The following is an 11,517-nucleotide window of genomic DNA, read 5'->3' as shown; positions in this document are numbered from 1 at the left end:
GGTCTGCAGGAACGGCACGAGGCGGTCGGCGGGGCCGGACAGGACGGCCTGGGCGGCCGCCTTGACCTCGGCTCCGCCGGTGGCCAGGGCCTGGGTGACCAGGACGCGGTTGTCGTCGTCGCGGGCCTTGAACTGGCCGACCGCGAGGAACGCGCGGACGTCGTCGATGGTGCCGTCCAGGGCCTTGCCGGCGGCGGCCTTCACGCCCGGGCCGCCGGCGGCCATGATCTGTGAGAGCGCGACGCGGTCGTCGTCGTCCTTGCCCGGGTACTGACCGGTGGCCAGGAACGCACGGACCTGGTCGGAGGAACCGACGGACGCGGTCTCGGCGGCCAGGCGCAGCTCCAGCTTGCCGGGGGACTGGGCGATCGCCATCACGCTGGTGCGGTCGTCGTAGTCGCGGGCGGTCGTCAGGGCGGTGGCCAGGAACGTCTGGACGGCGCTGTCGTCGCCCTCCAGCGCGGTCTGGGCCGCGGCCTTGGTCCACGGGCCGCCGGCGTCCAGGAGCCGGAAGGCGGCCTGACGGCCCTTGAGGACGGCGGTCTTCGGGTCGACGCCGGAGGCGGTGGCGTCCTTGATCAGCTGGTCGGTGTCGGCCGCGAACTGGGTCGCCTTGCCGGACTCCCAGGCCGCCTTCTTCGCCTTCACGTCGGCCGCGCGGGAGGCCTCTTCGGCGTTGGCCATCTCGGTGGCCTGCTGCTCGTCCAAGCGCTGCTGGTCGCTGGCGCGGGCGATGTCGGCGATCTTGTGGGCCTGCTTGGCGGAGTTGTCGGCGGAGTTGGCGTCCGCGGCGGCAGCCTCGGCGGCGGCCTTCGCGACGTTGGCCGCGGTGGCCGCCTCGCCGGCGTGCCGGGCCGCTTCCTCGGCCGCGGTGGCGGCCGCTTCGGCGTGGGCGGCTGCGTCGTTGGCGGCGCGCTGGGCGTCGCCGGCCGCGGCGGCGGCCTGGGCGGCGATCGTGATGGTGGCGTTCGCGGCGTTCCTGGCGCGCTGGGCGGCGGCGCGGGCGCGGGCGGCGGCCTGGCGGGCCTCGGCGGCGTCCTCGGCGGACACGCCGGAGTACTCGGCGGCGTCCGCGGCTGCCTGGGCGGCCGCGGCGGCGTTGTCGCCCGAGGAGAGGGCGGACTGCGCGGCGAGGTTCGCCTGGTTGGCCGCGTAGCCGGCCCACGCGCTGGCCTCGCCCGCGGTGCGGGCGTCCACGGCGGCGTTGCGCGCGGTGACGGCGGCGTCGCGGGCCGCGGCGGCCTGCCCGGCGTCCCCGGCGGCGCCGGCCGCGGCGGCCAGGGCCCGGTTGGCGGCGTTGCCGGCCTTGGTGGCGGCGGCGGCCGCGTTGGCGGCGGCGTTGGCCGCCTGGCGCGACGCCTCGTTGGCGGCCCTGGCCGCAGCCGAGGCGGTCTGGGCGGCGGTGGCGGCGCGGGAGGCGGCGTTCGCGGCACGGCTGGCCGCGTTCGAGGCCTGCCCGGCCGAACCCTGCGCGGCCTTCGTCTCGGCGGCGGCCTTCTCCGAGGCCTCCTTCGCCAGCCTGGTGGCGTCGATGGCCTTGCCGGCGGCGTCCGCGGCCGTGCGGGCCTGCTGGCCGGCCTGGTCGGAGGCGGTCTTGGTCAGGTCGGCCAGCTGGGCGACCGTCAGCTTCTCCTGGTCGTGCGCGGCCGCGGTCTGGTAGCCGTACTGCAGGAACTGCTGGACGTCCTCCATCGAGCCGTTGAGCGCGGTGTTGGCGGCCTTCTTCACCTCGTCCCCGCCCGAGGCCATCAGCTGCGAGAGGTGGACGCGGTCGTCGTCGTCCCTCGCCTTGAACTGGCCCTCGTTCAGGAACGTGTTGACGTCGGTCAGGCTGCCGTCCATGGCCTTGGCGGCGGCGGCCTTCACGCCCGGCCCGCCGGCGGCCATGAGCTGGGAGACCTTCACCCGCTGGTCGTCCTCGTAGGCCTTCAGCGCGCCCTTGTCGAGGAACTTCCGCAGGTCATCGGCGGAGCCCTTGAGCGCCGCCTGCCCGGCATCGCGCACCCCGGGACCGGAGTTCGCGATCAGGTCCTCGACCTTGGTGCGCAGGTCCTGGTCACTCGCCGCGGCCTGGCCGCCGCCCGTCAGGAACGCCTTCAGGTCGTCGCCGTTGCCGGTCAGCGCGGTCTCGGCGGCGTGGCGCACGGCCGGCCCGCCGGCCTGCCAGGCCGCGACCGCCTTCACCCGGTCCGGGTTCGCCGCGGTCGCCGCCGGCGGCGTGTCGGCCGCCAGTACGGGGGTCGAGAGCAGCCCGGTGAGCAGGCTGCCCGCCACGAACCCGGCCGCGAGACGCGACCGGGCCCGTGAGGTCAGTGACAATGTCATCGAATGTCGCAATCCATCATGAATCGGGCACCGAAGTGCCGTGCGGGCCACCGGAATCCGCAGTCCACACCGGTGGTCCTGGTCATCGCTCCGAAACGGGCGGTGCGGCAGGAAGGCGCGCACCGCGGACCCACCGTCACGCGGAGCGGGCGGGACGGCGGGCGGTCTTCGTCGTCACGCACCGGAGGACCGGCGCGCGGAAAGGGGGTCAGCCGAGAGGCCGGAACAGTCTGTGAACGGTGCGCACGAGGACTCCAGAAAAGAGAGACGCGCCCGGGAGAGACACCAGCACCCCCGAGCCGGCAAAGAAAAACAAGCGGAAGCTACCGGCCGTCAATCCCGCACGTCAAAGCACGAGACCGCCGCCGCAGGGCTTCTGACCTGCACTCAAGCACCGCACGGGAAAACGCGACCGGGTCGCCCGCGTCCGGGCCACTCGAATGTGGACATTAAGGATTTATGAGAGAGTGGAATGTCCATTTCCCGACCATCACGATTCGGTGACGTTTCCTCCCCGGAGCGCCCGCCCGCCCCGGCCCCCCGGCACCCGCCCCGGCATCCGTCGTGAGATGTACCCCGAGTGCATCGCGCGGCCCAAAGGGGCCCCCGCAAGATCCTCCCGCCGACCCTCGAACGCCCCCCGGCCGCTGCCTAGCGTGGAAGACGACACCCCCGGACCGTCCCCTCCGCTAGGACCCGCCATGATCGAAGCCGTCGGCCTGACCAAACGCTACGGCACACGCACAGCCGTCGAAGACCTGAGTTTCACCGTCCGCCCCGGCATCGTCACCGGCTTCCTCGGCCCCAACGGCGCCGGCAAGTCCACCACCATGCGGATGCTCCTCGGCCTCGACACCCCCAGCGCCGGGCACGCCACCGTCAACGGCCGCCGCTACGCCGAACACGGCGCACCGCTGCACGAGGTCGGCGCGATGCTGGAGGCCCGCGCCGTCCACACCGGGCGCAGCGCCTTCAACCACCTGGCCGCCCTCGCCGCCACCCACGCCATCCCCCGGCGCCGGGTGGAGGAGGTCGTCGACCTGGTGGGCCTGCGCGAGGTCGCCCGCAAGCGGGCCGGCGGGTTCTCCCTCGGCATGGGCCAGCGCCTGGGCATCGCCTCCGCGCTGCTCGGCGACCCGGCCACGGTGATCCTCGACGAGCCGGTCAACGGCCTCGACCCCGAGGGCATCCGCTGGATCCGCAACCTCCTCAAGGCCCTCGCCGCCGAGGGCCGCACCGTCCTCGTCTCCTCCCACCTGATGAGCGAGATGGCCCTCACCGCCGAGCACCTGATCGTCATCGGCCGCGGCCGCCTGATCGCCGACACCTCGGTGGCCGAGTTCACCGCCCGCGCCGCCGGCAGCGCCGTCCTCGTGCGCACCCCCGACGCCGACCGGCTGCGCGACCTGCTCGCCGACCAGCCCGGCGTCCGGATCGAGCAGGCCGAGCAGACCGAGCAGAGCGGGGACGACGGACCGGCGCACCGCCTGGAGATCACCGGCACCGACTGCGAACGCATCGGCCGCCTGGCCGCCGCCCACTCCCTCGTGCTGTTCGAACTCACCCCCAAGCAGGCCTCCCTGGAAGAGGCCTTCATGGAGCTCACCAAGGACGCGGTGGAGTACCAGGCCGCCGTCACCCCCGCCCAGCCGGTCAAGGAGATGGCAGCATGACCACCACCGCCACCCCCGCCGCCGGGACCGCCCCGGCCCCGGCCACGAACCCCGCCTTCGCCCCCTCCTCCCGGCCCGAGCGCCCCGGCGTCACCCTCGCCCGGGTCGTCCACGCCGAGTGGATCAAGTTCCGCTCGCTGCGCTCCACCTACTGGACGCTCGGCATCACCGTCGCCCTCACCATCGGCTTCGGCGCCCTGCTGTGCTGGGGCACCGTCAGCCGCTGGGACCACCTGCCCGCCGAGGAACGCATGCACTTCGGCGCCGCCGAGCACAGCCTCCTGGGCTACCACTTCGCCCAGCTGGCCATCGGCGTCCTCGGCGTGCTGATCATCACCGGCGAGTACTCCACCGGCATGATCCGCGCCTCGCTGTCCGCCGTCCCCAAGCGCCTGCCCGTGCTGTGGGCCAAGGCCGCCGTCTTCGGCGCCGTCGCCTGGACCGTGTCCACCCTCGCCTGCCTGACCGCCTTCTTCGTCGGCCAGTCGATCCTCGCCGGCAAACACCTCGACACCACCCTCGGCGCCCCCGGCGTCACCCGCGTCGTGTTCGGCATGGGCCTCTACCTCACCGCCGTCGGCCTGCTCGCCGTCGGCCTCGGCACCCTCATCCGCAACACCGCCGGCGGCATCGCCGCCGTCTTCGGCGTCCTCATGCTGCTCCCGCTGCTCACCGAGGCCCTGCCCAGCTCCTGGCGCGACACCATCGCCCCCTACCTGCCCGGCAACGCCGGCCAGGCCCTCGCCACCCTCCACCAGGGCCCCCACGACCTCGCCCCCTGGACCGGCTTCGGCGTGATGTGCCTCTACGTCCTGGCCGCCCTCATCGGCGCCGCCGTCGTCCTCAAGCGACGCGACGCATGACAGCCGGCCCGCCGCCCGTGTGAGCATGGTGCGTTGACATCCTCCCCCGGCTATGGCCGGGGGATCCCTCCCGCGGCTGCGGCACGTGCCCGTGATCCGCAGCCGCCGAGGCGGGTTCCCCGTTCGACGGGCCGTGCCTGGCGTGGGATCGCCACGCCAGGTCTCACCGGCCCTCCAGGGGCGTTTAGCCTGTCCGCCTGCCCGGCGGCCAGGATGTTACGAGCAGCGTTGAGGTCACGGTCGTGCAGCACGCCACACACCGGACAGGCCCACTCGCGCACCGCGAGGGGCTTGGGCCCGTCGCGGTGCCCGCACTCCGAGCACAGCTGGGAGGACGGGAACGCGTGGTGCACGATGCCGATCGGGCGGCCGTACCGCGCTGCCTTTTCTTCGAGCAGTCGTCGGAAGGTGGACCATCCAGCGTCGTGGACGGACTTGGCCAGCCGCCCTCGGGCGAGGCCGCGCACGTTCAGGTCCTCCAGAGACACCGCTTGGTTCTCACGGATGATCCTGGTGGTCTGCTGGTGCAGCCAGTCCCTGCGGGTGTCGGCCACCTTGGCGTGGGCCTTGGCGACCTTCTTGCGGGCCTTCTCCCGGTTCTTGCTGCCCTTGGCCTTGCGGGACAGCTCCCGCTGGGCGGCCTTGAGTTTCTTCTCCGCCTTGCGGAGGAAGCGAGGGTTGTCGATGACCTGCCCGTCCGACAGGACCGCGTAGGAGGGCAGGCCGAGGTCGATGCCGACCTCGGCGGTTGCCACGGGCAGAGGAGCGGGGTCCACCTCCACCACGAAGGACGCGTGATACCACCCGGCCGCATCCAGCATGATCGTCACGGGCGACGGTTCGGCCGGCAGAGCGCGGGACCACTTGACCCGCACGTCGCCGATCTTCGCCCGGTACGCCGTGTCCAGGTCCCGCAGGGACTGGATCAGCGGATCCACGCCCACCGATGCGAGCCACGCCCGCTCTGCCGTCTTCTTCGCTGTCGTGATCACCAGCTTCTGGAGATCACTGCTCTTCGGGAACGGCAGCTTGCCTTGCCGGGCCGCCTTCCGGACCGCGAGGGCGTCGGTGTACACCACCCGGGCGCACCCGAACGTTCGGGCCAGCGCATTACGCTGTCCCGCTGTTGGGCAGAGCCGATAGGAGTACCTCAGATGCACCCGATCAAGCTATCGGCCGCCACTGACAAGAGCCTGCGACAGAAGCCTCCGCACCCCACCCGTCCCCATTTCACAGGCCCGGACGTCCTGGGAGAAAACGGGTGACCACCGCCGAACGGACCCCCGCAGCCCGCGCAGGACGCCTCCGCGTCCCGCGCGGGCTCGCCCGGCTGCGCGCGGCCGTCCTCACCGAGCGCTACCCCGCCCTCGTCGACGCCGCCGCCACCCTCGGCCTGTTCGTGCTCACCGCCCTGCCCCAGCGCCGCGAGCTGCACGCCACCCCCTGGCTCTGGGCGCTGCAGGCCGCCCTCGTCCTGCCGCTCGCCCTGCGCCGCCGCGCCCCCTTCCCGGTCTTCGCCGCGATCTCCCTGGCCGCCCTCCTCCAGTGGGCCACCGGCCACCCCATGCCCGCCGACGTGGCCGTCCTGCTCGCCCTCTACACCGTCGCCGCCCACTGCCGGCGCCGCCTGACCCTCATCGCCTACGGCGTCGCCGAACTCGGCGTCGTCATGGCCCTGCTGCGCTGGCCCCCACTGACCCCCCACAACGCCCACGCCCCGCTGCCGGTGTGGCTGCGCGTGTTCGTCCTGTTCTCCGGCACCGTCCTGGCCGCCGTCGCCCTCGGCCTGAACGTCCGCGCCCGCCGCGCCCAGCTCACCGCCCTCCGGCAACGCGCCCGCGACCTGGAACACCAGCGCGACCAGCAGGCCGCCCTCGCCGTCGCCCAGGAACGCTCCCGCATCGCCCGCGAGATGCACGACATCGTCACCCACAACCTCTCCGTCATGGTCGCCCTCGCCGACGCCGCCGCCTACGCCAACGCCACCGCCCCCGACAAGGCCACCGACGCCATGCGCCGCTCCGCCGAGACCGGCCGCCAGGCCCTCACCGACATGCGCCGCTTCCTCGGCGTCCTGCGCGCCGACGAACCCGACGCCCTGCGCCACCCCCAGCCCGGCATCGGCCAGCTCACCGTCCTCGCCGAACACGTGCGCGCCGCCGGCCTGCCCACCGAACTCCACGTCACCGGCGACGGCGCCGCCCTCTCGCCCGGCGCCCAGCTCACCGCCTACCGCCTCGTCCAGGAATCCCTCACCAACACCCTCAAACACGCCGCCCCCGGCGCCCGCGCCCGCGTCACCGTCCACGCGACCCCCGCCGCCGTCACCCTGGAGATCCGCGACGACGGCCGCCCCACCGCCACCGCCACCACCCCCGGCCTGGGCCAGGGCCTGGCCGGCATGCGCGAACGCGTCGCCGCCTACGGCGGCAACCTCAGCGCCGGACCCGCCCCCGGCGGCGGCTGGCGCGTGGCCGCCACCCTCCACCTGACCGACGACCACCCCGGCCACACCGACGAGGAGCCCAGCCCCGCATGACGATCAAGGTCCTGCTGGTCGACGACCAGCCGCTGCTGCGCCTGGCCTTCTCCATGACCCTCGACTCCCAGCCCGACCTGGAGGTCGCCGGCGAGGCCGGCGACGGCGAGGAGGCCGTCCGCCTGGCCGCCGAACGGCCCGTCGACGTCGTCCTCATGGACGTCCGCATGCCCGGCACCGACGGCATCGAGGCCACCCGCCGCATCGTCGGGCAGCGCCCCGACACCAAGGTGCTCATCCTCACCACCTTCGACCTCGACGAGTACGCCTTCGCCGGGCTGCGCGCCGGCGCCTCCGGCTTCCTGCTCAAGAACGCCGAACCGGACGAACTGCTCGCCGCGATCCGCTGCGTGGCGGCCGGCGACGCGGTCGTCTCCCCGCGCGTCACCCGCCGCCTGCTCGACACCTTCGCCTCCCACCTGCCCGCCGACGGCCGCGGCGCCACCCGCGGCGAGGAGGCCGTCGCCGCGCTGACCGCCCGCGAGCGCAGCGTCCTGATCCAGGTCGCCCGGGGCCTGTCCAACGCCGAGATCGCCGCCGCACTCACCCTCGCCGAGGCCACCGTCAAGACCCACGTCAGCCGCATCCTCCTCAAACTCGGCCTGCGCGACCGGGTCCAGGCCGTCGTCTACGCCTACGAGAACCGCCTCGTCCAGCCCACCTGAACGCTCAGGAGCGGGTGACGGACGTCGTGTTGGTGGCGGCGTTCCAGTGGATGGCGGCGTTCTGGAACCTCTGGACCCGCCCGCCGGGCTCGTCGCTCTCGTCGCTGACGGGATAGCCGATCGCCTTCTCGTGGCCGGCCGCGTGGAAGGCGTCGTAGATCGCGCCGTGGACGACGTGCGAGCCGGTCGGCGCGGACCACAGGATCACGGCCCGCTCGAAGAACTGGTAGCGCCCGCGGGTGCCGTCGGGGGCCGCCGCGCCGTCCGCCTCGTCCATCGTCGGGAAGCCCCAGGCCCGTTCGGCGTCGGTGGCCCAGAAACGGGTGAGGATGTCGCCGTAGACGGCGAACGCCGCGTCCGGGTGCCACAGGATGATGCCGTTCTTGAACTGCTGGAAGCGCCCGCCGGCCGCCGAATCGCGCTCGCCGCGGATCGGCGCGCCCAGCACGCTGTTCAGGCCGCCCATGGCGTCGTACTTGACCCGGATCGAGCCGTAGGGCATCAGGTCGTCCAGGCGGTTGTAGCGGCGCGGGGTGAAGCCGCGCAGCCCGTCGCCCCACGTGCGCTCCTCGGCGACGTGGCCGAAGTCGTACTCCTCGCGCACCACCGGCTGGGTGTGGCCGGGATCGGCCCAGCGCACGAACAGGGCGACGTGGTCGGTGCCGCCGGAGTCCTTCAGCAGCGCGTCACCCGGCTGCAGGTCGTCGGCCGGGATGTCGGCGGTGACGTTCCACAGCGTCCACGTCGTGAGCGAACTGCCCAGGTGCCAGGCCATCGACACGAAGCCGGAGCAGTCGGGCCGGTAGCAGCCGAACTGGTTGCCGTGGCAGCCCTGCTGGCTGTACGGGACCTGCTCGGCGATCCACGACCACGCGCGGTCCATGACCTCGCCGCGCCCGATCGGGCCGTCGGCGTCGGAGTCGAGCGCGGCGGAGACGGCGGGCGCGGGCGCGGGGGAAGGGACGGCGGCGTTCGCGGCCGGCACCGCACCCAGCGCGAGCGCGGCCGCCGCCAGGGCGGGGACCACGGCGCGCGCGGCACGGCGCAGGATCGGCGTAGTGCGCAAGGCTGGCTCCTGGAAGTCTGCGACGAAAGGGCCCTGACGGACCGTCCGCACGCTAGCGCCGGGCCGCCCGGGGCGGATATCCGGAACGCTCCGGGTGGACGGGGCCCGTCAGCCGGCCGAGGATGGCGAGGAACACGCCGGCAGCTCGGGGCGGTCCAGGGTCCGCACCGCCGGCAGCCACGCGGTGGGCGCCGCCGGGCCCCCGGACAGGCGCACCCGGAACCAGCGGGGCGACTGGGTACCCATCTCGTCGACGATCGGCACCCCGTGCGGCTCCTCGCACTCCGCGTCCAGCACGTCCCCGTGCCACACCCGGGTCGCCACCACGTTCCCGGCCAGGTACGGCTCGCGCGGGTCGATCGCCAGACCCAGGCTGCACCGGGGATCGCGCCCGGAACGGGCCTGGCAGTCCGGGTCCGCGTTGTACACCCGCACGCGGCCCGCCGCCGGGGCACTGCCGCCGGCGTGCGTCCAGCCCGCCGCCACCGTGCCCGCCACCGCCGCCCCGGAGGCCAGCACGGCCGCCGCCGCGAGCGCCGCGGGCGCGTGACGCCGCCGCCCCGGCCCGGCCCCGCCCCGGTGGGCGCGGATGCGCGCCAGCAGGCTCTGCGCGGTGTGAGCGGCACGCTCGGCATGCGTGGGAGCCAGGCAGTCGGCGGCCAGCGCCCGCCAGAACGGCGGCACCCCATCCGCCATCCGCAGCGGCGCACGCCGCTGCGCGTACTCCTGGACGGCCGCCGCCCGGGCCGCCGGAGTCGCGCCGGGAAACGGCGAGGCGCCGCGCGCGAACACCTCGTGCACGACGATGCCCAGCGCCCACACGTCCCCGCTGGGACGCACGGTGACGCCCCGTTCGCCCAGCGGCGCCCGCCAGCGCTCGGGCGGCAGGTAGTCGAACGTGCCCATCGGCGGCGCGTGGCCGTGCGTGCCACCGGTGCCGGTCAGCTCGGTGGCCAGCCCGAAGTCGGCGAGCAGGACGGAACCGTCGGCCGCGAGGAGCACGTTGTCGGGCTTGAGGTCACCGTGCACCCACCCGGCGGCGTGCAGATGGACCAGGCCCTCGCAGATCCCCGCGATCAGCGCGCCACCCTCCGACTCGGTGACCCCGCCGGCCTCCAGCAGGTCACGCAGGCTGCGCTCGGCGCGTTCCATCACCAGGACGATCGCGCCGTCCAGGAACGCGTCACCCTGCGCCCCGAGCTGGACGGAGTCCAGCAGGCGCACCAGGCGCGGGTGACGGTTGCGGCGCGCGAACTCCACCTCGCGGCGTGCGGTTTCGGCGACCTTGGCGGCCTGACGCGGGGTCAGCCCGGCGGTCGGCAGGATCTTCAGCGCCACCTCGGCGCCGTCCTCGACCGAGCGGCCCGCGTACACACTGGCCCAGCCCCCGGCCGCGATCGGCCCGGTGACCTCCCAGCGCCCCACGCGCCGGCCCGGCGGCAGCGGGTGCACGCTCAGGCACCCGCGCGGCCGGCCGGGGAGGGGCCACCCGCTCCGGGCGCCTGGCCGCGCGGCGGCAACAGCGCCAGGTGCTCCTCGCGCACCAGCCCGAACCGCAGCGCGATCGCCACGATCGCCTCCCGCTTGCCGTTGCGCCGCCCTCCCCGCTCCTCCACGGGCGCGGCGATGCGCATCTTCTCCTCGGCCAGGTAGTCGATGTGCGAACTGACCGCGCGCGCCGTCAGCCGCGCGCACGCCGGATGACCGGCCAGCCGCTCCACGATCCGCGGCGTCGTCGGCACCTCCAGCGGCGACTGGTCACGCAGCCGCGGCTCGCACAAAGCCACCAGCACCAGGAAGTAGGTCGCCGTCTCGTCCAGCGAATACGCCGTCACCGTCCGGGTGCCGCGCAGCTGGTCGCCGCCGAGCCCGTCCGGATCGAGGTAGACGTGGTCGGGGGCGAACACCTGGAAAGCCAGCGTCCCCCCGCCGTGGGTCGGCAGCACCACGCGCGAGAACTCGAACGGGATCGGCGCCCCCGCCCGCCGCGGCGGCACCCGCAGATACTCCCCGGCACCCTCCGGGTTCTCCACCAGATAGCTCTGGCTCGCACTGTGGTTGCTCAACTGCCAATGGTCCTCGGTCACCCGGATCTCCCCGGCCAGCCGCGACACCGCCGCGTCCGCCAGCGGCAGTTCCACCGGCACCGCCGCCGACCCCCGCCCGAACCGCGCCACCTGACCGGGCCCCAGCCGCAGCGTCACCGCCCCGGCACCCGGCCCGGGCGGCAGATACACGACGACGCCGCTCACGCGCCCACCTCGCTGCGCTCGGCGGTCGCTTCGCGAAACCCGCACCCCTCCATGGCTCGCTCGCTGCGCTCGCTCACGCGCCCACCTCGCTGCGCTCGGCGGTCGCTTCGCGAAACCCGCACCCCTCCATGGCT

9 protein-coding genes are annotated in these 11,517 nt (G+C 74.2%); 4 read left to right on the top strand and 5 right to left on the bottom strand.

Annotated features, from left to right (window positions below; all coding sequences use genetic code 11):
* Positions 1 to 2,325 (bottom strand): ALF repeat-containing protein (locus tag PUR71_RS01330; RefSeq protein WP_329924418.1); only part of this gene is annotated, 2,325 nt, incomplete at its 3' end.
* A 701-nt stretch (positions 2,326 to 3,026) separates the two neighbouring features.
* Between PUR71_RS01330 and PUR71_RS01325 the strand changes: the two genes are divergently transcribed.
* Together PUR71_RS01325 and PUR71_RS01320 are read left to right on the top strand one after the other, a co-directional pair.
* A complete protein-coding gene (locus tag PUR71_RS01325; protein WP_329924417.1) occupies positions 3,027 to 3,998 on the top strand; it encodes an ATP-binding cassette domain-containing protein in 972 nt (323 codons plus the stop codon).
* Positions 3,995 to 4,861, top strand: a complete 867-nt coding sequence (locus tag PUR71_RS01320) for an ABC transporter permease subunit (protein ID WP_329924416.1) — start codon at positions 3,995 to 3,997, stop codon at positions 4,859 to 4,861. The genes PUR71_RS01325 and PUR71_RS01320 overlap by 4 nt, the downstream gene beginning before the upstream one ends.
* Before the next feature lie 50 nt (positions 4,862 to 4,911).
* Here the strand turns inward: PUR71_RS01320 and PUR71_RS01315 are convergent, their stop codons facing one another.
* Positions 4,912 to 6,021 carry an RNA-guided endonuclease InsQ/TnpB family protein gene (locus PUR71_RS01315; protein ID WP_329924415.1) on the bottom strand — a complete coding sequence of 370 codons (1,110 nt, stop codon included), beginning with the start codon at positions 6,019 to 6,021 and terminating at the stop codon, positions 4,912 to 4,914.
* Between the two features lie 101 nt (positions 6,022 to 6,122).
* Between PUR71_RS01315 and PUR71_RS01310 the strand changes: the two genes are divergently transcribed.
* The gene (locus tag PUR71_RS01310) at positions 6,123 to 7,400 is read left to right on the top strand and encodes a sensor histidine kinase (protein WP_329924414.1); all 1,278 of its coding nucleotides are present in this window, start codon (positions 6,123 to 6,125) and stop codon (positions 7,398 to 7,400) included.
* Positions 7,397 to 8,065, top strand: a complete 669-nt coding sequence (locus tag PUR71_RS01305) for a response regulator transcription factor (protein ID WP_329924413.1) — start codon at positions 7,397 to 7,399, stop codon at positions 8,063 to 8,065. The genes PUR71_RS01310 and PUR71_RS01305 overlap by 4 nt, the downstream gene beginning before the upstream one ends.
* Positions 8,066 to 8,069: 4 nt before the next feature.
* Here the strand turns inward: PUR71_RS01305 and PUR71_RS01300 are convergent, their stop codons facing one another.
* The 3 genes from PUR71_RS01300 to PUR71_RS01290 all read right to left on the bottom strand — a co-directional run bounded on the left by PUR71_RS01300 (position 8,070) and on the right by PUR71_RS01290 (position 11,383).
* On the bottom strand, positions 8,070 to 9,131 hold the full coding sequence (locus PUR71_RS01300; RefSeq protein ID WP_329924412.1) for a hypothetical protein: 1,062 nt from the start codon (positions 9,129 to 9,131) through the stop codon (positions 8,070 to 8,072).
* Between the two features lie 108 nt (positions 9,132 to 9,239).
* Complete coding sequence (locus PUR71_RS01295; RefSeq protein WP_329924411.1) at positions 9,240 to 10,583, bottom strand: serine/threonine-protein kinase; 1,344 nt, start codon at positions 10,581 to 10,583, stop codon at positions 9,240 to 9,242.
* A 2-nt stretch (positions 10,584 to 10,585) separates the two neighbouring features.
* Entirely contained in the window at positions 10,586 to 11,383 is a 798-nt protein-coding gene (locus PUR71_RS01290) for a serine/threonine protein kinase (RefSeq protein ID WP_329924410.1), read from the bottom strand.
* Positions 11,384 to 11,517: the final 134 nt, after the last annotated feature.

Source organism: Streptomyces sp. SP17BM10 (assembly GCF_036322405.1).
GTDB lineage: Bacteria > Actinomycetota > Actinomycetes > Streptomycetales > Streptomycetaceae > Kitasatospora.
The sequence above is the reverse complement of the archived record's forward strand: the minus strand, read 5'-3'. Positions and strand labels throughout refer to the sequence as shown.

What these genes read in the sequence shown, in the direction of transcription:
- PUR71_RS01325 (WP_329924417.1), top strand. Translation starts at nt 3,027, where the DNA reads ATGATCGAAGCCGTCGGCCTGACCAAACGCTACGGCACACGCACAGCC.
- PUR71_RS01320 (WP_329924416.1), top strand. Translation starts at nt 3,995, where the DNA reads ATGACCACCACCGCCACCCCCGCCGCCGGGACCGCCCCGGCCCCGGCC.
- PUR71_RS01305 (WP_329924413.1), top strand. Translation starts at nt 7,397, where the DNA reads ATGACGATCAAGGTCCTGCTGGTCGACGACCAGCCGCTGCTGCGCCTG.